Raw genomic sequence first — 23,228 nt, 5'->3', positions numbered from 1 at the left:
TCAGGCAGGCCCTGAGAAGATCTGGCGATTAGGTAGATGACGCAGGAAAACCCGGTTCACGCCCAACAAGCCGCCATCGCGGCCACCTGGCAGGCCACCGCCCCCTCGGTCGCCGTTCTGCTGCCGTGCTACAACGAAGAAGCAGCCATAGGGCAGGTCGTAAGGGATTTCCGCACGGCACTGCCATCAGCCAGGATCTACGTCTACGACAACGCCTCCAGTGACCGGACCGCGGCGGTGGCCCGGGAAGCCGGGGCCAACGTCATCTGCGAAAAGCTGCGTGGCAAGGGTAACGTCGTGCGCCGTATGTTCGCCGATGTTGAAGCAGATATCTACGTATTGGCCGACGGCGACGATACCTATGACGCCGCCGCAGCACCGGGGCTGATCAAACAGCTCTGCCAAGAACAGCTTGATATGGTGAATGCGGCGCGGATCAACACCAGCGACGAGGCTTACCGGCCGGGTCATCAGTTCGGCAACTGGCTCTTCACCACAATGGTGAGCAGCCTTTTCGGCAAGCGTTTCAGCGACATTCTTTCCGGTTATCGGATTTTCTCCCGCCGCTTTGTGAAGTCTTTTCCCGCCCTCGCCACAGGTTTTGAGATCGAAACCGAATTGACGGTGCATGCCCTGGAACTGCGGATGCCGGTCGCCGAAATCGCCACTCCCTACAAAGAACGGCCGGAAGGCTCCGAGAGCAAGCTCAACACCTTTCGTGACGGTTTCCGTATCCTCAAAACCATTGTCAGGCTTGCCAAGGACGAACGTCCCCTGGCGTTTTTCTCTACCGGGGCAGCGGTCCTGGCCGCAATCGCGCTGGGCCTATCGATTCCGCTGTTTCTGACCTACTTCGAAACCGGCCTGGTGCCTCGACTTCCTACCGCCGTCCTGGTTTGCGCTCTGATGCTCTCAGCCTCGCTGGGGCTTGCCTGCGGTCTGATACTGGACTCGGTCTCTCTGAGCCGCAGAGAAATGAAACGCCTGCATTATCTGACCTTGCCGGCGCCGCCTGGAGCCGTCTCTCTTAGCCACGCAATCACTTCTGATGAACCTGTGCCGAGCCCCAAATCAGCCAGGAAATCCGCGTGATTCAGGCAACGCAGTAGACATCCAATATTGCATTTTGTTGCGATTATTCCAATTTTTACATAAAACAATTCAGATATTGACGTATTAATATAATAATACTTCTACTATTTTCTTGTGCTACTTGATTATTTGTACTCAAAAAAGACAATTCCTTTTACCTTTTCTTAATGCGAAGAGCGGATTATTGGCCTCGGATATGCTTGCATAGGAGGTCGCAATCATGATGAACACTATCAAATCTTTTCTTCAGGACGATTCCGGTGCCACGGCCATCGAGTATGGCCTGATCGCTGCCCTTGTTTCCGTTGCCGCCATCGCGGCACTGGGAGCGCTGGGTAATTCACTGGACAACCTGTTCACCGAAGTTTCGAACCGCCTCGACAATGCGGTCACGCAGGGTGTTGGTACTACTACTCCCTAACAACTAGATTCAGACGGCCCCCCGGGGCCGGCTGTTGCCATGTCAGAACGATAGGGCCCGGGGCAGCGTCCTCGCGGCCCTATCTTTCCTTTGGTGCGTCTTCATTGCTTTCCCTTCCTGGTTCGCAAAGAAGACGCACCAAAGGAGACACTTCCTGGACGGTCAGACTATGGATTTATCTCTAGCAACAACAAGGTTCACGATCCTGGCTTTCGCGGGCCTGTTGATCATGGCCGCTGCGAGCGATTGCCGGAACCTGACCGTCCCAAATCGTTTCAGCCTGGCGCTCCTTGCGCTTTACCCTTCCTTTGTCGTCGCCGCAGGCGGCGGTGTCGATTGGTCAGGGGGCCTGATCTACGCCGCTGCGGCCTTTAGCCTGGGCTTCGTCTTCTTTGCCTTCCGTTTCTGCGGCGGGGCGGACGTAAAGCTCTTCGCAGCAGTCACGCTTTGGGCGGGCCCAACCCTTTTTCTCCCAATGCTTTTCTACACCGCCATTGCCGGTGGACTGCTTGCTGTCGCCCTGTGGGTCCGACACAAGATGATGCGGGCCGCCACCCCGGCCGCCTTCTTCTTCGTCACCAGCGATCCGTCTTTCGGCAAGCAACCGATGCCCTATGCCGTAGCCATCTCGGCCGGCGGCCTATACGTCGCGCTACAGCTGCTGATGGGAGCGTAAGATGATGAAATCACGGGTAACTCTTTACTCTTCGGCTGGTCTGGCCCTGTTTGGATTGACCGAGCCGACCGCGTTCTGCGGATGTGCCTAGGAGGTCCATGCCATGTCATTCCGGAACATTGTGCTGATCGCCGCCGCCCTACTGATTACAGCCGGCACCTCTTTCGTGGCGCGCAGCTGGTTGGCCAACCAACGGGCGAAGCCGGTTATCGTAGCCCAACAAGTGCAAGCCGAAGGAATCAAGGTGCTGGTGGCCAAAGCCGAGCTACCGACTGGTGTCTTCATTCAAGAAGAGCAACTGCGTTGGCAGCTCTGGCCGAATGACGATATTCCGGATGAATACTTCACCGATGATGAGATCGAACCCGATGCTTTTTTCGGGGCCGTTGTGCGCCGTGGCTTCACGGCCGGTGAACCGATTACCCCGAGAAGAGTGATTCGGCCTGGAGAGCGCGGCTTTCTCGCAGCTGTCCTGCGGCCGGGCTATCGGGCCATTGCGATCCGTGTCGACGCGACTTCGGGTGTCAGCGGCTTGGTGTTCCCGGGCGATCGGATTGACATCATTTTGACACATACACTGTCGGACCGTACTGGCGAGAACGTCGTCCAACGCCGCGCCAGCGAGACCGTTCTGCAAAACGTACGCGTACTGGCCCTTGACCAGACGACCGACGACAACGGCACCGATCCCCAATACGCCAAGAATTTTACCCTGGAAGTTACCCCAAAGCAGACCGAGATGCTCTCGGTCGTGCGGGAACTGGGGGCTCTTTCCATCAGCCTGCGGAGCCTGGCCAAGGACGAAGAAGAGCTGGAGCGGCTAACGGTCATGAATGAAACCAAGGAAGAGAGCGATCCGGAGCGCGGCGACACCTATACCTGGGATTCCGAGGTCAGCCGCCTTGTCGGCAGGGGATCCGGCAATGACGACGGTAAGAAGGTTGTTAACGTAACGCGTGGTAATGAAGTTCAGGAATTACGCTTTTAAATGGGGTCCTTTATGCGCTTGATTTCAAGGCTTTGGCTTGTATTTGCCCTGGCGGCGGCAATAGCCGTCCCGGCCGGGCAAGCTGCTGCCGCCTTGCAGGGTCGGGCGGTGCCTAGCAATGGCGATCCTATTGTCATCGAGCTGAGCGAGGGCCAGTTGCTGCGCCTCGATCGCGCGATGTCATCGGTGTTCATCGCCAACCCGGCAATCGCCGATATCAGCGCAAAATCTGATCGTTTGCTCTATCTCTTCGGCAAAGCCGTCGGAACCACCACCCTCTTCGCTTTGGATTCAAACGACAACATCATCGCCAACGTGACCGTGACGGTGAACCACAATCTCACCCGCCTGCAGGGCGCGCTGGATGACCTGGTGCCGGGCGGTCAGATCGAAGCATCGTCGGTCGATGGAGCGATCATCCTTTCCGGCAGTGTCGCTACGGCTAGCGAAGCCGAGGACTCACGCCGTCTTGCGACGCGCTTCATCAGCGAGGGCGGCGAGATCATCAACCGCCTTGCCGTGACGGCGCCAAACCAGGTCAATCTGCGGGTTCGGATTGCCGAGGTATCGCGTGAGGTCATCAACCAGTTCGGCTTCAACTGGGATATTTTTGTCGACGGCGGCATCCAGTTCGGTCTGCAGTCCCTGCCCCCAGTGGCGGGTATCAACTCGATCTTCGCAGGCGGCAACATCGGCAACGCCTCGATTGACACGCTGATCGACGCGCTGGCAGAGGACAATCTGGTTACCATCCTCGCCGAACCCAACCTGACCGCCCTGTCGGGAGAAACAGCCAGCTTCCTTGCCGGTGGCGAGTTTCCGATTCCGGTCTCGCAAGACGAAGATACGATAACGGTCCAGTTCAAGCAGTTCGGCGTCAGCTTGGCTTTCACCCCTACCCTGTTGGGCCGCAGCCGCATCTCAATGCGCGTGCGCCCGGAGGTAAGTCAGCTTTCCAACGCGGTGCAGGTACTTGCCGGCGGCCTCTCCGTTCCGTCGCTCACCACACGCCGCGCGGAAACCACGGTGGAACTGGCTTCCGGACAGAGCTTTGCCATTGCCGGCCTGATCCTCGACAACAGCCGACAGGAGAGCCGAAAGATTCCCGGTCTCGGCGATCTGCCGATCCTGGGCGCGCTGTTCCAAAGCGATCGATTCGAGCGCGAAGAGACGGAGCTCGTCATCATCGTCACGCCCTACATCGTTCAGCCGGTCGACAGCGATCAGCTGAAGACGCCGCTGGACCCCTACCGGGCACAGCCGCTTGCCGGGGCCGGATTGCCGGCAACCGCCGGTGCTCAACCCGGCCGCACGGTGCCGCTGGACCCCGCGCAGGCAAGCCGGCTGGGTGGTGGCAAGAACACCGGCTTTATTCTGGATTAGGAACAAAGAGATGACGGGACGAAAGCTGAGCAAGCTCACCGCAGTTCTCTCGATCTCGCTGTTGAGCGCGGCCTGCGCCGGCGACCCTGAGCGAGAACCCGGGGCACAGGCGGTTGCCGATGTGGTCAACACCGTTTTCCATCACGCCAAGTGGCGCCAGGTTCCCGCCACACCGGAAAACCAGGCAGAAGGTATTCTGTTCCAGCAAAGCGTCTTCTTCGGCGATGGCTCCGCAGCAGTTGATCGGCAAGGACAACAGGCAATCGATGCGTTGCTGAATGAGGCCGATCCCGATCCGGGAACTACTCTGTCGTTGTCGGCCGGCGATAGGGCGGTGGCGGGATACGATCGGCTTACCTTGCAAAGGCTGGAAGCTGTCCGCCTGGCGCTCGCCGACCGCGGTTACGACGCTGTCTTGGACCCCGCGCTGCGGGTGCCGGCTGCCGGCACTCAGGGCAACGAAATCCGCCTGAACCTGATCAAATACATGGCCATCCTTCCGAACTGCGAGCAACTCCAGCCATTGGAGCCGGACACGCCGGCTTTTGAATCGGCGCTAGGCTGCGCCACCGCAAGCAACCTCGGCGCGATGGTCGTCAATCCTGCCGATCTCGAGCAGGGCCGCCCGCTGGAGCCGGCGGACGGGGAAGCGCTCAGCCGGTCGGTCATGCGCTACAGGGTCGGCGATATTGAGCCGCTTGTCGAAGAGGATACAAAGTCCCAATGACTGTGGCGGACCGTGTCTTGGAACATCAAGTCTCGAACGCGACGGCCGCTGAATGCGTTGCTTTTGTCGGCGACAATCAAACACACTCGGTTGTCGACTCAGTGCTCAGGGAATTCTTCGCCGAACCGCTGCTGCTGGACGGCGGTCCCAATCAGGCTATCGAATTCCTAAGCTCGACGGTGCCACCTTCGGTATTGATCGTCGATGTCTCAGAGGCAGCATCTCCGCAAACCGCCATGTTATCGCTCCGCGCTGCGATTCCGGATACCACCAAGATCATTGGCATTGGCACCGTAAACGACATCGCCGTTTATCGAGAGATCGTCGAATCCGGGGCCACTGATTATCTTGTGAAGCCGGTGACCGAAAAAGCCCTGGCCTCTGCGATCAATCGGACTGAAGACACCAACGAACCGGCCGTGCCTGAGATCGCAGTGGAAGAAAGAGCTCGGATCGCGGTAATCGGATCGCGCGGAGGTGTCGGATCAAGCACCTTGGCCGTCAATTTGGCCTGGATCTTAGGCGAAGAGCGAAAGCACAAGACAGTGCTGGTCGACCTGGATCTGGAGTTCGGAACCATCGCTCTTTCACTCGACATCGAGCCCACACGCGGACTGCGCGAGGCATTGGAGAACCCAGCCCGTGTCGACGGGCTCTTCATTTCCAGCGCGACCGCGAAGCTGACGGAGCATCTTTCGATCATGGCAACCGAGGAAAACCTTACCTCGGAGATCAACTTCAATCCCAACGCCGTCGATGCGTTGTTCGAAGCGCTGGGCCGGATCAACGACGCTATCGTGATCGATGTACCCCGACCCGCCTACGCCATACGCCGGCGCGTTTTTGAACTGGCAACAGAGATCCTGCTGGTGACCGAGTTGAATCTCTCGGGGCTGAGAGACTCCCTGCGTTTGCTCGCCGGCATCCGGGAAGTCGCGCCGGAAACACCGGTTCGGATCATCGCCAACAGAGCCGCGGGCCCCAAGCAAGCCATGCAGTTGAAAGATTTTCAGCGCGCCCTGGAACACAAGGTGGACCTGGTATTGCCAGACGAGCCAAAGGCCTTCAACGCCGCCGCCAACACCGGCAAGCCGCTTGCCCAGGCTTCTGCCAACGCCAAGGTTTGCAAGATTGTCCGCAAGCTGGCCAAGGAAATAAAGTTGCCCGAAAAACGGGATCCGAAGAGCGACAAATCCAGCAAAAGAAGAGGTCTTGGCGACCTCTTCCGCAAAAGGTAAAGCGTCGTGTCGGGGGTTGCAGACAGCGGTCAACCGAACGATCCCGATACCGGGGCGGCGGAGGATGTCAACCTCGAAGCTGTCCGCCGGCAGCTTCAGCCGGCCGTACTTTCTCTTTTTGCCGACGATGACGTCTCGGCGGTCCCTCGGCCCGAACTCGCATTGCGGATCGGCAATCTGATTTCCAACGCGGCCGAGCAGAGCCGCACGAAGCTGAGCCTGCTGCAACGGCGTAAACTGGTATCAGCCCTTATCGACTGGTTGCTTCAGTGCGAAGCCCTGCAGCCCGACGAACGCCAGGAGATGATCAGCCAACTTCCGGAACCCCAAGGCGGCGCAGTGAGCGCTCCCGAAGGTCATCCCAAGGGCAAAGCAACGTCGAACACGCCCATCATCGAGGCCGCGAAGAGCAAGGTGCACCCCTTAGTCATGGAGCGCCTGGACGTCTCCGCCGCATCCCAGCTCCCACGCGACGACCTGACTCGACAGATCGGCGAGATCGTCCGCGAGATCGTCGTCGACGAAAAACTGAACCTGAATTCGCCCGAGCAACAGTCAATCGTCGACATCATGCTCGACGACATGTTGGGCCTTGGTCCTCTGGAACCGCTGCTGGCGGACGAGGCCATAACAGACATCATGGTCAACGGGCCGCATCAGGTTTATGTCGAACGGCGCGGCAAGTTGGAGGTAACGGACGTCCGCTTCCAGAATGACGAGCACGTTCTCAATATCGCGCGGAGGATTGTCTCCCAGATCGGTCGCCGGGTGGATGAAACGACCCCCCTGGTCGACGCCCGCCTTCTGGACGGCAGCCGCGTCAACATCATCATTCCACCGCTTGCAATCGACGGCCCGTCAATCTCAATCCGTAAGTTCTCCAAGAAGGGCATCACGCTTGATCTGATGCAGCGGCAGAACAACATATCTGCCGCCATGGCCACCGTCCTGAAGATCGCATCGCGAAGCCAGTTGAACATTTTGATTTCCGGCGGCACGGGTTCCGGCAAGACGACACTCTTGAACGCGATGTCTCAGTTGATCGATCCCGGAGAACGAATCGTCACAATCGAGGACGCCGCCGAGTTGCAACTGCAACAGCCACACGTTGTGCGCCTGGAAACAAGGCCACCCAATCTGGAGGGCAGCGGCGAAATCACCATGCGCGATCTGGTGAAGAACGCGCTGCGTATGCGCCCCGACCGCATCATCCTGGGTGAGGTGCGCGGCTCCGAGGCTGTCGACATGCTACAAGCCATGAATACCGGCCATGATGGTTCCCTCGGCACCATCCACGCCAACCGCCCCCGCGAAGCGCTCACGCGCCTTGAGAACATGATCGGCCTGGCCGGGATCAACTTGCCGGCCCGCGCCGTACGCACACAGATCGCTTCGGCGCTCGACATGGTTGTTCAGGTTTCGCGCATGCGTGATGGTATGCGCCGGATTACCCATGTCGAAGAAATCGTCGGCATGGAAGGTGAAATCATCACCACACAGAACCTTTTCACCTATGAGTTCCAAGGCGAGGGCAAGGACGGCATGCTGCTCGGGAACTTCAAGTCGTCTGGACTGCGACCGCATTTCGGGCCCCGCGCGGCCTACTTCGGCCTCGACAAGCCCTTGCTGGAAGCGATGGGATGACTATCGAGCTGCCATTTAATCTCGGCCAGATATCGGTCGAGTTGCTGCTGGTGATCCTGCCCACCTTGGCGATTCTTGCTGTTTTCCTCCTGATCTTCGGCGGTGACAGTTCGAGCAAACAGACCAGAAGGCGGGTCGAGCGGGTCAAGGCAGCGACCGACAAGGCCGTCGCGCCGTCACAATCAACATCCATCCGTCGATCGGACACAGACAGCAACATTGCCGTCGTCGACAGCCTGATCAAGCAACTCACGCCGAGGCCCGAACTGTTGCGGCTGCGGCTTACCAGTGCCGGGTTCAGTGGTGCCCTCGGCCGCTACCTCCTGATCGGTCTGATTCTTGGACTGGCGACATTCGGTGGCTTGCAGTTGATCAGCTTCGTACCATTAATTGCGGCCGTTCTGGCCGGGTTCTTTGTCGCCATCATGCTACCACACGCCGGTCTGAGTTTCCTCATCGCGCGACGCCGGAACCGCTTTATCGCTCATTTCCCCGAGGCCATCGACCTCATGGTCCGTGGTCTCCGCTCCGGCCTGCCGATAACTGAATCCATCAAAACGGCCGGCGACGAGATCGTCGACCCGGTTGGATCAGAGTTATCTCACGTCACGAACGCGGTGCGCCTTGGCGAGCAGCTGGAAGAAGCGCTTTGGGAAGCTTCCAAACGTCTCAACATCCAGGAATTTAACTTCTTTACCGTCGCCCTGGCCATCCAGTCGGAAACCGGCGGCAACTTGGCAGAGACCCTCGCGAACCTTTCCGACGTACTCCGCCGCCGCCGTCAATTGAAGTTGAAGATCAAAGCCCTGTCATCAGAGGCAAAAGCCAGCGCCTACATCATCGGCTCCCTGCCTTTCATCATGGGGCTCCTAATTTTCCTGGTGAACCCGGGCTACATCGGCGACCTCTTTGAGGACCCGCGCGGCATTTTCCTGCTCTTTCTGGGTTTCCTCAGCTTTGCCGTTGGTATCGGCGTCATGTATCGCATGGTGAAGTTCGAGATATGACTCTAGAAGACCTCTTGCCCGCCGGGGTATCGATCGAAAACCTCTTGGTCGCTATGTCCGGCATCTCCGTGCTGATCAGTGTTCTGGCGATTTGGTTCTCACTGCTGCATCGCGATGTCTCAAGCAAGCGGGCCAAGACGATCGCCGACCAACGCCGCAGCTTGAGAGCGAGCATTATGACGCCAACGCGTCGCGAGGTTCGACTGCCCAGCCTGACCATGATGCATAAGGTGGTCGATAAGCTGAAACTGCTCCGCAGCGCTCAGGCCAAAAAGGTCGGGCTGAAACTGATGCAAGCGGGCTGGCGTAGCAACGACGCAGTGGTGCGCTTTTTCTTCTTCAAGCTTGCGCTACCCTTTGCCTTCGGCGGTGTTTCGACTTTCATGCTGTACGGGCTGGAGGCTTATAGCCTTGGTCCGGCGGGTCGGGTAACTGCGGCCCTCGGAGCGGTGATTTTCGGTGCCTATCTACCTGATATCATTGTCAGAAATGCCGCCGAGAAGCGGCGCACGGCGATCCGGAAATCGCTGCCGGACGCCCTCGACCTGATGGTCATCTGCTCGGAAGCCGGGCTTGCACTAGACGCGACCTTGGCCCGCGTCGCCCGCGAGATGGAAAAGACTGCGCCCGAGCTGGCGGACGAGTTCAATCTCACGGCGCTTGAACTTGGATTTCTACCGGACCGGCGCGTTGCGTTGCAAAACCTGGCCCTGAGAACCGACATTACGGTGCTGCGCGGTATGGTGGGTACGCTTCTGCAGGCCGAACGCTACGGTACGCCTCTAGCCCATGCGCTGCGGGTTCTCTCGGCCGAATCCCGCGAGGAACGCGCGATGAGAGCCGAGGAAAAGGCTGCCCGCTTGCCCGCCCTGCTGACAGTCCCAATGATCGTCTTTATCTTGCCGCCGTTGTTTATCGTTTTGATCGGTCCTGCGGCCCTGCGAACCATGGACTCTTTCGGCAAGATGTAGGCGCCAATATGCCAACGGCAACGCTCAGAGGATCGGGGCCAGCAACCGGGACAAGCTGACCCCAAAGCGGAACCAAAGCGGCTTTTCATCCAACTCGCCTGCGACCACCTTTCTACTCGCCGAGAAGTCGTTCAGAAGCATGGCCTCCACTTCGCCGGCGAAACCGCGATCCCAAATCACCATTGAGATTTCGAAGTTCAACCGGAAGGACCGGTTGTCCAGGTTCGCCGTGCCCACACTGGCCAACGTATCATCGACCAAGAGCACCTTCTGATGGAGGAAGCCCGCGTCATAGCGGTAGATCTCGATCCCGGCCCGCTCCGCCATCGGGTAATGCGCGTAGCTCGCCCAGTCCACCAGAAAGTGATCCGCCTTCTTGGACAGCAGAATGCGAACCTCTACACCGCGCAGGCGGGCCAACTGTAAGGCCCCGATAATCTGCTCGTCTGGAACGAAATAGGGACTGGCAATCCAAATCCGCCTTTTGGCCGTCGTAATAACCTCGAGCAGAAACAGCTCACAGCTGTCCCAGTAGTCCGCCGGCCCGGTCGGCAGAACAAGGGCCAGTTTGCCACCCTGTTCCGCCTTCCGAGGTTCCCAGAGCAGTTCCGGTACCTCGTGCGCCGCCCAGTACCAGTCCTCAACGAAGGCGAGCTGAACGGCCTGTACGGCCGGACCCGAGACATAGACGTGGGTATCGCGCCATGGGCCGTACTGCCCGTCCCGCCCCAGGTACTCGTCACCGAAGTTGAGGCCGCCAACAAAAGCAAGGCGCCCGTCCACAACCAGTGTCTTGCGGTGATTCCGGAAGTTAAGCTGAAAGCGATTAATTGGCCCCTGTGTCGTGGAGAATGCACAGACCCTGACACCGCCGGCCTTTAACTCCGCCCCGAAGGCCGGCGGCAGGCCGTAGCTACCAATCTCGTCATAAAGAAGATAGACGGCCAGGCCGTTGCGGGCTTTTCGCAACAGACGCGCTTTCAGGTCACGGCCAAGATCGTCGTCCCGGATAAGGTATGACTGCAGAAGGATATAGTCATCCGCCTCGTCAATGGCGCCGAACATGGCACCGTAAGCCGCGCCGCCATCCTCCAAAAGGTCAACGTTGTTGCCTCTGGTAAACGGCATTCCAGCAAGTGTTTCAAGAACTTGCTGACTGGGCGTTACCGCGCCGTCAATCCCACCGGCGTCCAGAAGGCGGCCACGCAGTTCGGTTGCTATATTATGGATCTTCAGATCGCCGCTACGACGCGCCGCGACATAGCCATGAAACCTACCGCGTCCGAAGATCCAATACAGCGGAAGAGCAAGATAGGGAAAGGTAATCAGTGAAATGGTCCATGCCACAGCCCCCTGAGCGGTGCGCGTTCGGACGGCGGCATGAAAGGCGGAAAAGATCCCAGACAGGTAGATCAAACCTGCGAGCAAGCCGAGAAGGAACCAGAAATCATCTGCAGATTCGGGAAGCAAGAGAAATTCCGAGGACTATTGACGGGGCACAAAGTTGTATTTCGCTACATCGCCGCGAACAGAACACCATAGCGATGGAGCCTTGTGCCGGGCTAACCGACGGACGAAGACACCTGGCTGTCGCTCACTGCATCGTCCAACAACTCTGCCAGAGTCGCTTTGAGCTGTTCTGATTTAACCGGCTTCCTGAGTGACTTGAAGCCATGGGCAGCAATCTCGCTGCGCGGACCTTTACCCTGGTCGGCGGTGACGATCAGTACGGGCACTTCACGTCCGCAGGCCTTGCGTAGCCGGCTCGCGACCTCCACACCATTTACGTTCTTCGGCAGGCGGTAGTCGGCAACAATCAAGTCGACCGGTACCGCCGCGCCCGACAGCAAATCACGGGCTTCGTCGTAATCGGCCGCAACCCGAACATTGCAGCCCCAAATCTCCAGCGCCAGGGACATGGCCTTTTGGCTTTGTTCGTCGTCTTCCACCACCAGGACTTCAAGGCCTTGGGCGGCAAAGCCGACCCCGGCTTTGGGCTGAATTGCCTCAGCCTCATCGGTACAGACATCGCCCAGTTCCAGTTCCACCGCGAACATGCTTCCGCTACCCGGAACCGAACGCAGCAGGATCTCATGCCCCAGGATATTGGCGAGACGCCGTACGATCGATAGGCCCAGGCCGGTTCCCTTTCGCCTGTCGCGGGCAGAATTGTCCAACTGGTGAAACTCATCGAAAATGGCCACTCTTTCCGCTTCCGGAATACCCGGGCCGGTATCCCAAACCTCAATCCGCAGCTTACCCTCTCTACGGCGGCAGCCGAGCAGTATGGAGCCGCTCGTGGTGTAGCGAACGGCATTCGACAACAGGTTGCTCAGAATGCGTTCAAGCAGATCCGGGTCGCTGTAAACCAATTGACTGCAAGGAACCATCCGCAAGGAAAGCTTCCTCTCGTTGGCTTGTTGTCCATAAACCCTTTGCAGTCCGTCCAGGACTCTCTGTACCCGGAAAGTTTCGAACCGCCCTTCGAGCTTGCCCGTTTCCAGCTCCGAAACATCGAGCAGAGCGTTCAACAACCGCCCTGCGGCTTCAGAGGCTTGCCTGATATCAGCCACAAGCTCGTGCGCTTCGTCGTCCTCGACAGTGGCCTCCAAAGCCGCGACGAAGAGTTCGATTGCATGCAGCGGCTGGCGCAGATCATGGCTCGCAGCCGCCAGGAATCGGGTCTTGTCCTTGTTGGCGCGTTCCGCCGCCGCGCGGGCCCTCTGAAGCTCCGTAATGTCGGAGATGACGCAGGCGATCCCGCCCTCGTGCGTCCGTCGCTCTGTTATCAGTAGGGAGCGACCGTCACCCCAATCCTGCTCAAGGAAACTCTCGGCAGCCTGGTGGCGGCGGAGCCGGGCCTCGATCCATTCCTCCGCGATCTCGCCCGCCTCCAATCCGGGGACATAACCGTGGGCCACGTTCAGGCGCACGATTTCTTCGAAGGTGATACCGGGAACGATATGCGCGCCGTTGTTCACGGAGATGTTGCGGTAAGTCTGATTGCTCAGCACAAGACGATCATCGGCATCGAAAAGAGCGAAACCCTCGGAGAGGCTCTCAATGGCATCGATCAGGCGAGCCTCGGCCGCCTCCGCCCGCCGCCGCGCCTCTACCTCGGCTGTCTCGTCCTCCGCCACGCCGCGATAGCCGCCAAAGCGCCCCGTGCGGTCGTAGAAAGGTTTGCCATTGATGCGCCAATAGTAACGGTTGCCCTGATCGTCTGTGTAGGCAGCCCGAAGATCCTTGATAGGCCGGCGCGCATCGAGATCCTGGCTGTAAGCGCGCCAGTAAAGGTCGGCTTCGACGTCAACCGAGAAAAGCTCCCAAAGGGTACGGCCGATGGCTTCCTGGGCAGCCGGCCTGGAGCGTCCGCTCGCCGTCTGCACGTCCAGATAGGATGAGAACCGCAAAGCCTCGTCCATCTCCCAGAATCCGCCGGGTCCGGACTGGGCAAAGTCCTTAAAGCGCTGTTCACTCTCCTTCAGCGCATCTTCCGCCAGCACGCGGTCGGTAATATCCAGGCGAATACCGATAAATCCGCCGGCCTCGACGGGGTGATTGCGCGCCTCGATCCAGCGCCCCTCACTCGTCTTGGTACGAAACGTGGGATGATCTTTGACGTAGTCGGACGCCTGAACCTGCTTGAGCGCCACCTCTTCCGCCGACACGACGGCGAACTGGTCGCGATCGAAGGCAAGTTTCATCAGATCATTGTAGGCGGCGCCCGGGCGCAGTTCATCGGCAAGCCTGGGATAGAGCTCCCGATACTTGCGATTGCACAGGATGAGCTTGCCGTCGTTGTCGAACCAGACGAAACCGTCAGTCATGCTTTCGATGGCTTCGGACAACAACGCCCTGGTGCGCGCGGCCTCCATCTCGCTTTGGAACAACGCCTGTTCCGCGCGCTTGCGTTCCGTGATATCGGTTCCGATGGAACCCAGGCCAACGACCTGTCCGTCGAGACCGATACGCGGAAACTTGATGGTCAGAAGCGTTCGCTTTTCGCCATCGCGCTGAAACGTTTCCTCCTGGATCAGAAGGCGGCCGCTCTCCAGGACTTCCCGGTCCGCTCTTTTTGTCCTGCCCACCCATTCCGGGCTGTCAGAGACTTCCTCCGGCAGGCGACCGTACATTTCCTGCGCCGTCAAACCATGAACCTCACGCAGCTGACGGCTTACCGCTGTATAGCGCCCCTCGGCATCCTTCAAGTTCATGCTGAGCGGCGCATGCTCGAAGATCATGCGCAGGCATTCTTCGCTGTCGCGCAGCGCCTGCTCGAGCTTACGGCGTTGGGTAACATCGGAGCAGATGACCCCGACACCCTGAAACGTGCCGGACGAGCCGATCACCGGGAACTTTACGGTGATCGCCTCCATGGGGCCACTGGGAAGCGGAATACGCTCCTCAAACACCACCGCCTTTCCGGTCTCGATGACCTCCAGGTCAACCTCGCGGCTGCGCGCCGCCCAACGATCGGAGACGCCGAGGTCGGAAGCCAACCTGCCGCGGGTCACATCGTCAGACACCGAATAGATCTCCGAAAACCGCCGGCTCGTGCGTACATAGCGGCCTTCGGCGTCCTTAAGGCAGATATCCAGTGGGGAGTTGTCGAGAATGGCCGCAAGACGTGCCTCGCTGGCGTCCAGTTCGGCGCGCAGCGCGTCGGCATCGCTCTGCGGTGTCAACGTCACCGTCCAGCAGGTCCCACCGTCCCTGGACAGGCCAAGGGGTGCCCAATCGCAGCGCAGTGCAACACTGTCTTCATCAGCCTTGCAAAACAGATGTGTCTCGCTGAAGGGCGCCTCAGTTGCCAGGCGCCCGGCAAGACCGCGAGCCTCGGTCTCCGATCGCTCGAACGTCAAAATCGCCGATAGGGAGATCGGAGCGGTAACAGACGGAGAGGCACTCGTCAGTCGGCCAAAAGCTGCGTTGCCATAGACCAGGGCCGGATCCCTGCCCTGGTCGCCGCAGACGGCCACGGCGACAGCCACAGGCAAAGATTCCAGTACGCGCTCGGCAAAGGCCGCGAGCTCCCAATCTTCAGCTGCTTGGCTCCGATTACTTAGCTGCATGTACCCGTCTGATCAGGCTCCAGGCCGTTCCAACTAAAACAATGGCACCATCAGGCCCCAATGGGCGACCAATTCCACCGGACAGTCAAGCTTTGACCAAGCAAACCGCATCTGTGCGAACCAGGATTGCGGACCGTCGGACTGAGGAATAACAAGGCCGACTTAAGGAGCAATTAACCATATACGCGAAGAAGTTGTACTTCCACTTAACGAAAGCTCAAGGGGTCCTGACCCATGATGGACAAGGTCGATGATATCAAAAACGGGGCGAATATCCATGCCGAAGTACGACGTAAAGCTTCAGCTGGACGACGATGAACATCAGATTCATCTGGAAATTTACCAGCAGGTGGTCAGCGCGCACGAACAGAGCGACGAAGAGGTCGTACACCGGGCAAAGCAGCAATTCCGCCACTGGGCAGAAGGCCGCGGTCCCGAGTGGAAGCTGGTGGCGATGCGCATACCCTTTGCGATGGTAACGGACAGCGAGATCCGGATCACCCCTCACTGAGCCGACACAAGGGCTGCCGGCGCCTATCCGCCGATAGACCGCTCCAGCACGAAACAAGACTGTCCCTGATCGGTCAGGACGACGCAGGCCGCTTCCGCCTGGTCCTGGGAGGCAAAGCCGCCTGCCTGAACCCGGAAGAACACACCGCGCTCGCCCACTTTGGCCTCTTCCACCACCAGACGGAGCGGCCCCAGGATCTCAGGGTATCCGCTTTTCAAGCGCTCCCACTCACCCGCGATCTGCAGCTTGTCCCGGATCGCCGAAACCTGGACCAGGATGGTCCCGTCGGGTGCATCCCAAGACTCCAGCAAGGTATCGGCAAGCTCTTCCGACGGCGGTTCGCCCTGCGGCAGCTTGACAAGCGGCGCCGTGCTGGCGAGCTGCGTCTGGCCTGCAGCCTGCCCCTTGGAAGCGCCCTTGTCTTGTGCCACCACATGATCGTCGGCGGTTACGTCGGCCTGCTGCGCCGGCAGCGGTGCTACCTCGGCAACCATCGACGACTCCCCGGCCGGCTGCTGCCCGGTCTCTGGGCCGGTATCGCTTGCGGAAGACTGAAGAACATCGGGGCTCTGCTCCGGCAGCGCTTCGGCGCTTACCGACTCGACCGGCGCGGCCACAACCTCCGGCGGGGCGATGACCGGTTGAGCCGCCGGACCAGCCGGTTGCCGGGCCTGGGCTTCCTCTAGCCGCTTGCGGGCCCGCTCCCGGACAAGCTCCGCCTCGGTCGGCGGGCGTTCACTGGAGGCGGCGCTCTCAAAAGTCAGCCGTTCGGCGCTGTAAGTCCGGCTTTCCTCAGCGGCAACCAAGCCCTCGGCCAACCCGCCACGGCGAATGGACAACTCGCCGCCCTCGAAATCGAGATCTTTGGACCAGGCCTGCGGTTCGGTGGGCTGAGCCGGCGGCGGCGGCGGGCGCTCCCTTTCCGTGACCAAGGGCGGGTCGGATTCCGGGGGCGGCCCCATTTCGATGGTGCAGGCGGACAGCGCCATCAGGCCGAGCACCCAGACCGGCAACACAAAGGCGCGGCGCGCAATCGACGTCACGCGGCAACCGGTTGATATGAGAACCCCCTTGTCCATTCAGGCAAGGTACGACCGGAAAGCGGCGGCGACAAGAGGCTGCAACACCCAACCAAAAGGCACAGAAGCGTTAACCCTGATAGGCCCCGGGTGGCTTGGCGGGCTACTCGGCCGCGGGACTGGCCGGCTGGTTTGCCTGAACGATCACCGGCTGCATCGCCTGGAAATTCTCAACCGAGAGGTGACAGGCGATCTGATGGCCCGGTATCGGCTCAAAAACAGGTGGCACCACGGTTTCACAGATCTCCCCGATCTTCCTGGGGCAGCGGGTGTTGAAGGGGCAACCCGACGGTGGATTGGTCACCGAGGGAAGGTTGCCTTCCAGAATGATCCGCTGCTTGTTTATCGAGGTATCGGCGATCGGCACCGCAGACAGCAGTGCCTCGGTGTAAGGATGATAGGGCGGCGAGAAAACCTCGTCGGTCGTCCCCTGCTCCACGATATTGCCGAGGTACATCACCACCACACGATCGGCCAGATAACGCACCAGACTGAGATCGTGGCTGATGAAGATCAGGGTCGTGCGGTAGGTCTTCTGGATATCCATCAACAACCCGGTGACGGCCGCCTGGACCGAAACGTCAAGGGCCGACACCGGTTCGTCGGCCACCACGGTCGAGGGGTTGCCGGCAAAGGCCCTGGCGATGCCGACACGCTGTTTCTGGCCGCCGGAAAGCTGGCGCGGCCGGCGCCGCGCGAAGTCCCGCGGCAGCTTCACGAGATCCAGCAGTTCCATCACCCGGGCTTCAACTTTGTCGCCGTCCGTCTCAACCCCGAACTTGCGGATCACACGGGCCAACTGCGACCCGACGGTGTGGCTCGGGTTCAAAGTGTCGAAAGGATTCTGGAAGATCATCTGCATCGAGCCGATCTGGGCCGGCGTGCGGTCCTGAACCTCCTCCTGGGAGATATCCTTGCCATTGAAGACGACCATCCCGTCAGTGGCCGTCTCCAGGCCCATCAAAACTTTTGCGAAGGTCGACTTGCCGCAACCGGACTCGCCCACCACAGCCACGGTTTCACAGGCCCGGGCGTCGAAGGTGATGCTCTCGTTGGCCTTTACATGGCGCACACGCTTACCCGAGATCATGGCGGCAATGGAGTTGTCGGTAATCTCGTAGTATTTCTTCATATTGTTGATGGAGAGCACGACCTCGCCGGCCTCCATCTCACCCGCCCCGACCCCTTCGGGGTGGTAGTTGTCCCAGTCGATCTGTTGCCAGCGGCGGCAGCGCACGGTATGGCCCGGCTCGTCAGGCACGGTTGTCATGGCCAGATTTTCCTGATCGCAGGTACCGGCCTCGAAAAAGTCGCAGCGCGGGCCGAAATAACAGCCCTTGGGCCGCTGGTGCGGCAGCGGCAGTTGACCGCGAATGGGAACCAGGGGATGTGCCGTCTTGTCGGCGCCCGGCAGCGGGATGCAGCCAAAGAGGCCCTTTGTATAGGGATGACGCATCTGGTCGAAGACCTCGGCGACCGAGCCATGCTCGACCACGACGCCGGAGTACATGACATTCACCCGGTCGCAGGTCTCCAGGATCAGGCCGAGATTGTGGGAGATGTAGACCATGGAAGTGTTGAACCGGCCAGCGATCTCGCCGATCAACTCGACAATCCCGGCCTCCACCGTGACGTCAAGCGCGGTCGTCGGCTCATCGAGCAGCAGCAGCGAGGGATTGGAAAGCAACGCCATGGCAATGACCACGCGTTGCTGCTGGCCGCCTGAGATCTGATGCGGATAGACACTCATCACCCGTTCGGGGTCCGGCAACTTTACGTCGGACAGGATCTTGACCGCCCGATCATAGGCTTCCTTCTCATCGATGTTCTCGTGGCAGAGCGGCACTTCCATGAGCTGTCGCCCCAGGGTCATACTGGGGTTCAGCGAGGCCATCGGCTCCTGATAGACCATGGCGATCTCGTTGCCACGGAGCTGGCGCAACTCCTCCGGACTGAAGGTCGACAGATCACGTCCCTTGTAGAGCACCTCACCGCCGACGATCGCGCCATTGCTGCCAAGGTACTGCATGATCGCCATGGCAACGGTCGACTTGCCGCAACCCGACTCACCGACCAGACCGATGGACTCGCCCTGGTGCAATGTCATGTTGAAATCGATGACCGCCGGTATCTCGCCGGCGCGGGTGAAGTAGGAAATGCAGAGGTTTTTGCATTCCAATACCGGGCCGTCGTAGTCCTTGCCGCCGTTGTCCACAGCGCCCTCCTCTAGTCCCTCAACGAGACTTCGCGCAGGCCGTCGGCCAGCAGATTGAAACCCAGAACAAGCGACGAAATCGCAATGCAGGGAAAGATCGCCATGTGCGGGAAGATGGTGATGAACTGCCGCGTTTCGGTGATCATCTTTCCCCAGTCGGGATCGGGCGGCGGAAGCCCGAGGCCCAAAAATCCAAGCGTCCCGATTGTAATGATGACATAGCCCAGGCGCAGGCAGGCATCGACGATAAGCGGCCCCCGCGCGTTGGGCAGGATTTCGATCATCATGATACGCCAGGCCGGTTCGCCGCGCGTCTCCGCGGCGAAAACGTATTCGCGATTGCGCAGATCAAGCACCAGCCCGCGCACGATGCGCATAATCCCCGGCGCCGAGGCGAAGGTGACGGCGATGACGATGTTAATGCCCGAAGCGCCGATGGTCGCGATGATGATGATGTAGAGCACCAGCACCGGGAACGAGAGAATCACATTGGCGATGAACGACAGCACCTCATCGGTGATGCCGCGCCGGTAACCGGCGGCCAAGCCCATGGGCACGCCCACAGCATAAGCACAGAACGTCGCCAGCGGCGCGTAGAGCAAAACCTGACGCGACCCGAAGATGATCCGCGAAAGAATGTCCCGGCCGAGTTGATCGGTACCCAGCCAGTGGACGCTTGTTCCGTCAAGTCCCGCCCCGCCGGGCGCCAACATCGGTATCCCCGTCGCGTTGGGCGGAAAGGGTGCGACGACATCGGCGAAGAGCGCAACCAACGCCCAGAACACGATGATGGCAAGGCCGACCATGCCGACCCAGCTTTCCCGGATCAGGGCCGCCCCCTTCACCAGGCGGAGCAGCGCCGACTCACGGTGCGGAACTGAAATGGCTTCTTCTGTCATCGCCCGCCCCCCTAGCTGAACCGAATGCGTGGATTGAGATAGGTATAGCCGATATCGGCCAGGGTCTGTGTTGCCACGGCGACAAAGACCGCGACCATGGCGCAGGCCTCGATCAGGAAGATGTCCTGGTTCAGAGACGCTTCCAGCAGCAAGGAGCCAAAGCCCTTATAGGCGAAGAAAAACTCGACGACGATGACACCGGAAAGCAGCCAGTTGATCTGCAGCATGATCACCGTGAAGGGTGCGATCAGCGCGTTCCGCAGAGCATGCTTTCGGATTACCGTTCCATAGGGCAGCCCCTTCAAGACAGCGGTGCGGATATAGTGGGTCATCATGACCTCGGCCATCGAAGCCCGGGTCATGCGCGCGATATAGCCGAAATCGTAAAGCACCAGCACCATGACCGGCAGGATCAGCTGAACCCAGTCAAAGCCTGATGACATTGAACTGGTGCCCGGCAAGCCCCAACCGATGGTCTGCGGGAGATAGAAAACGAAAAGCGCGGAGAGCAGCGGTGCCGAAGCGAACTCCGGAACGGACGTCGTGACGATCGAGCCGACGGAAACCGTCCGGTCCAGCTTCGATCCTTCGCGCATGCCCGCAATAACGCCAAGAAACAACCCGATAGCCGAGGCGAACAGAAGTGCCCAGAAGCCCAGGACCGCGGTGCTCCAGATACGCGGCAACAGGATCTCCGAAACCGGCACTTTGAAGCGGACCGACTCGCCAAAATCACCGACCACGGCATTACCGACCCAGCGTGCATAGCGCAGCGGCAAGGGGTCGAAGTACCCATTCTCTTCCAGCCAGATCTCCCGCTGCTGATCCGAGGTAAAGGCGCCCAGAACCTTGATGGCCACGCCCTCGACATTGATCTCAAGCAGCAGAAACAGAATGAGAGACACGACCAGCATGGTCAGCACCATGGTGCCAATGCGTCGCGCAATGAATATCAGCATCGCTTCCTAGCCTTCCCGTCCCCCGACGCGGCCCCCGGCGCTTTGTGCGCGCCTAACCGTCCGGACTTACGAAGCGGTAGCGGCGGAATACGGCCGCTACAAAGAACGAGGGCCGCGACACCCCCAGCGTCGCGGCCCATCGCCAATCAAGCCAACCAGACGCTATTGAACTGATGATAACGTGTTGGGTGCGTGCTGTAGCCGTTCACGTTCTCGGTCGCCGCCGTATAGACCGACCGGAAGAAGGGTTGGACCATGACCGCATCGTCCTGAAGGATCTTTTCGACCGTGGCCATGGACTTACGGCGCTCTTCGACGTCCAGGATCGATTCAGCTTCATTGAGGGCCTTATCGAAGGCCTCACTGCTATAGCCCGACTCATTCCAGGGAACACCGGAACGGTATGCCAGAGCCAGGACCATGGTTCCCAGGGGCCGGTGAGTCCAGGAAGTCAGGCTGAACGGAGCCTTGTTCCAGACTTCCCAATACTGGGCCGCCGGCATGACGTTGATCGTGAGGTCGACCCCGGCCTCGGCGACCTGCTCTTTCAAAACCTGAAGCGAATCCTGCTCCCAGGTTCCTTCGGTATTACCGACGTTGCAGGTCACCTTGATGCCGTCCGGAAATCCAGCCTCCGCCAACAGCGCCTTGGCCTTGGCCACATCGCGCTTCAAAGGCGGCAGCTTAGCGTACTCCGGATGAACCTCCGCGACGTGGTGGTTCTCACCCACCGCGCCCAGGCTGCGATAGGCAAGCTTCAGGATCTGATCGTTGTCGGCCGCCATCACCATGGCCTGGCGCACTTTCAGGTTGTCAAAGGGTGCCTGGGTGACATTCATGCGAATGACACCGGTCTGTGCCGTCACCACCTGAGAAATCGAAACGCCGGGTACACGCTCTGCAATATCAATGATTGAGATATCGAGGTTGTAGAGCGCATCGACCTGGCGTGAAGCCAGCGCCGCAATGCTCGCGGAAGCATCCTGCCCGGTATCGATATAGTGGATTTCATCGAGATAGACTTCACCGCCCCAATAGGGCTCATTGCGACGGCGCAGAATGCATTTCTCGCCTACCGAGAGTTCAACCAACTCGAAGGCGCCGGTACCGACCGGGTTTTTCGACAAGTCGCCACCCTCTTTGTCGAAGTTTCGGTGAACGATCGCCGTCGGATAGTTATAAAGATTCTCCGGCATGGAAAGGACCGGCGAGTTGAGATGAACGCGTACGGTGTGATCGTCGATTTTCTCAACCGCACCCTCGGCCATGCGCTTGCCCATCTTGGCCTTGCCGTCGTCATCTTTCTCGCCGGTGTCGTATTCCTCGGTCATCGCCGAGAAAAGGCCGAGATTGGAGGAACCGGTCGCCGGGTCCAGCCAGCGGGTGAAGTTATGGACCACGTCATCCGCGCCGAAGTCGTCGCCGTTGCTCCACTTCACGCCCTGGCGCAGCTTGAAGGTCCATGTCTTCAGGTCGTCGGACGCCTCCCAGCTTTCCGCCAGGTAGGGGCGCGTGATGTTGTCGTTACCGGTAATGGTCAGGTATTCGACGATATGACGCGCCTGATTGGACATTTCCGTCCAGTCGTAGGTGGCCGGATCGGTCATTTGCTGAACCTGCATGGCGACCCGCAGGGTGCCACCTTTTTTCGGTGTTTCGGCCGCCGCTTCCTTGAACAAACCACCGGTCGGATCGCCGGCGAAGGCATAGGCGGAGGCTGCGGAAACGCCGAGGAAGGCGCTCAGGCGCACGAACTCGCGGCGGTCCATCTTGCCGCTCTTGTACTGCTTGCAGAGCTGATCCACGCCGGGATGAAGCGGCTTTCCGTTGATCGTTTCCAACTTTTTCGTCATCTGAATGTCTCCCTGGTGAGCTTGTTCGGAGCCTGACCCGGGCCTTGCCCTGCCGTTTCATGGCTCGATCTGTCCAAATTGCAGTAACTCTGTCCGAAAAGGTTGCCCCTTCGAACAGCAAAGCGGCCGCGAGATCGCGCCGACATGAATTCATTTGGTTCACCGACGGACGTTTGCCCGAAACGGCAGTTCTCCTTGCCGTCTCCGCTACAAACAGCAGCCCTTTGAAGCGGCCGACCGGCCGCTGCCACTGGATGCTGCTGCAAGGCGTAAGCCGCCTTTGCCCGCACCCCGGCCGCTGATTGGTATCTACCAGCGGTTATCCGCAAACCTTGGATTTTCCCTGTTCCTCAAAAGCTTCTCTTTCTTGACCGTCGCCAATTCTGCGTGACCACGGCTTGGCTTTCTTTTTTGTTCTTTACAGCCAAAAGCCTAGCAAACTTTATCGTTGCCCGAAACCCGCGAGTTGCAGCATTGCGACAATCCTTGA

The 23,228-nt window shown here is 59.6% G+C and carries 18 protein-coding genes; 11 read left to right on the top strand and 7 right to left on the bottom strand.

Annotated elements, in window-relative coordinates:
* Positions 1-36 precede the first annotated feature (36 nt).
* The 10 genes from HBA54_RS01255 (at position 37) to HBA54_RS01210 (ending at position 10,147) form a co-directional block, all read left to right on the top strand.
* A complete protein-coding gene (locus HBA54_RS01255; RefSeq protein ID WP_167220531.1) occupies positions 37-1,092 on the top strand; it encodes a glycosyltransferase family 2 protein in 1,056 nt (351 codons plus the stop codon).
* Between the two features lie 220 nt (positions 1,093-1,312).
* Positions 1,313-1,513, top strand: coding sequence for a Flp family type IVb pilin (locus tag HBA54_RS01250; RefSeq protein WP_322095953.1), 201 nt, complete (start codon positions 1,313-1,315; stop codon positions 1,511-1,513).
* Between the two features lie 169 nt (positions 1,514-1,682).
* Entirely contained in the window at positions 1,683-2,189 is a 507-nt protein-coding gene (locus HBA54_RS01245; protein WP_167220529.1) for an A24 family peptidase, read from the top strand.
* A gap of 103 nt (positions 2,190-2,292) precedes the next feature.
* A complete protein-coding gene (gene cpaB, locus HBA54_RS01240) occupies positions 2,293-3,177 on the top strand; it encodes a Flp pilus assembly protein CpaB (protein ID WP_167220527.1) in 885 nt (294 codons plus the stop codon).
* Positions 3,178-3,285: 108 nt separating this feature from the next.
* Positions 3,286-4,560: a type II and III secretion system protein family protein gene (locus HBA54_RS01235; RefSeq protein WP_167220525.1), complete on the top strand. Its 1,275-nt coding sequence runs from the start codon at positions 3,286-3,288 to the stop codon at positions 4,558-4,560.
* A 10-nt stretch (positions 4,561-4,570) separates the two neighbouring features.
* Positions 4,571-5,287 (top strand): CpaD family pilus assembly lipoprotein, encoded by a 717-nt coding sequence (locus HBA54_RS01230; protein WP_167220523.1) that lies wholly within the window; start codon positions 4,571-4,573, stop codon positions 5,285-5,287.
* Positions 5,284-6,525 (top strand): CpaE/TadZ family protein, encoded by a 1,242-nt coding sequence (locus tag HBA54_RS01225; RefSeq protein ID WP_167220522.1) that lies wholly within the window; start codon positions 5,284-5,286, stop codon positions 6,523-6,525. Before HBA54_RS01230 ends, HBA54_RS01225 begins: the two co-directional genes overlap by 4 nt.
* Positions 6,526-6,687: 162 nt before the next feature.
* The gene (locus HBA54_RS01220) at positions 6,688-8,169 is read left to right on the top strand and encodes a TadA family conjugal transfer-associated ATPase (RefSeq protein ID WP_240932439.1); all 1,482 of its coding nucleotides are present in this window, start codon (positions 6,688-6,690) and stop codon (positions 8,167-8,169) included.
* Between the two features lie 50 nt (positions 8,170-8,219).
* Positions 8,220-9,176: a type II secretion system F family protein gene (locus HBA54_RS01215; RefSeq protein ID WP_322095961.1), complete on the top strand. Its 957-nt coding sequence runs from the start codon at positions 8,220-8,222 to the stop codon at positions 9,174-9,176.
* The gene (locus HBA54_RS01210; protein ID WP_167220518.1) at positions 9,173-10,147 is read left to right on the top strand and encodes a type II secretion system F family protein; all 975 of its coding nucleotides are present in this window, start codon (positions 9,173-9,175) and stop codon (positions 10,145-10,147) included. Before HBA54_RS01215 ends, HBA54_RS01210 begins: the two co-directional genes overlap by 4 nt.
* 24 nt (positions 10,148-10,171) lie before the next feature.
* Here HBA54_RS01210 and cls read toward each other — a convergent pair whose 3' ends face one another.
* Together cls and HBA54_RS01200 are read right to left on the bottom strand one after the other, a co-directional pair.
* Positions 10,172-11,563 (bottom strand): cardiolipin synthase, encoded by a 1,392-nt coding sequence (gene cls / locus HBA54_RS01205; RefSeq protein WP_240932459.1) that lies wholly within the window; start codon positions 11,561-11,563, stop codon positions 10,172-10,174.
* Positions 11,564-11,709: 146 nt separating this feature from the next.
* Positions 11,710-15,141: a PAS domain S-box protein gene (locus HBA54_RS01200; protein ID WP_167220514.1), complete on the bottom strand. Its 3,432-nt coding sequence runs from the start codon at positions 15,139-15,141 to the stop codon at positions 11,710-11,712.
* A 358-nt stretch (positions 15,142-15,499) separates the two neighbouring features.
* On the opposite strand from HBA54_RS01200, the gene HBA54_RS01195 reads away from it, so the two are divergent.
* The gene (locus tag HBA54_RS01195) at positions 15,500-15,733 is read left to right on the top strand and encodes a hypothetical protein (RefSeq protein ID WP_167220512.1); all 234 of its coding nucleotides are present in this window, start codon (positions 15,500-15,502) and stop codon (positions 15,731-15,733) included.
* A 23-nt stretch (positions 15,734-15,756) separates the two neighbouring features.
* Here the strand turns inward: HBA54_RS01195 and HBA54_RS29570 are convergent, their stop codons facing one another.
* The 5 genes from HBA54_RS29570 to HBA54_RS01170 form a co-directional block, all read right to left on the bottom strand.
* Positions 15,757-16,776: an SPOR domain-containing protein gene (locus HBA54_RS29570; protein ID WP_167220510.1), complete on the bottom strand. Its 1,020-nt coding sequence runs from the start codon at positions 16,774-16,776 to the stop codon at positions 15,757-15,759.
* A gap of 139 nt (positions 16,777-16,915) precedes the next feature.
* Complete coding sequence (locus HBA54_RS01185; protein ID WP_167220508.1) at positions 16,916-19,027, bottom strand: dipeptide ABC transporter ATP-binding protein; 2,112 nt, start codon at positions 19,025-19,027, stop codon at positions 16,916-16,918.
* Positions 19,028-19,038: 11 nt separating this feature from the next.
* The gene (locus HBA54_RS01180) at positions 19,039-19,926 is read right to left on the bottom strand and encodes an ABC transporter permease (RefSeq protein WP_167220506.1); all 888 of its coding nucleotides are present in this window, start codon (positions 19,924-19,926) and stop codon (positions 19,039-19,041) included.
* Between the two features lie 11 nt (positions 19,927-19,937).
* Positions 19,938-20,885: an ABC transporter permease gene (locus tag HBA54_RS01175; RefSeq protein WP_167220504.1), complete on the bottom strand. Its 948-nt coding sequence runs from the start codon at positions 20,883-20,885 to the stop codon at positions 19,938-19,940.
* A 146-nt stretch (positions 20,886-21,031) separates the two neighbouring features.
* Positions 21,032-22,738, bottom strand: coding sequence for an ABC transporter substrate-binding protein (locus tag HBA54_RS01170; RefSeq protein WP_167220502.1), 1,707 nt, complete (start codon positions 22,736-22,738; stop codon positions 21,032-21,034).
* Positions 22,739-23,228: the final 490 nt, after the last annotated feature.

It is taken from the genome of Pelagibius litoralis (assembly GCF_011683915.1).
Lineage (GTDB): Bacteria > Pseudomonadota > Alphaproteobacteria > Kiloniellales > Kiloniellaceae > Pelagibius > Pelagibius litoralis.
The sequence above is the reverse complement of the archived record's forward strand: the minus strand, read 5'-3'. Positions and strand labels throughout refer to the sequence as shown.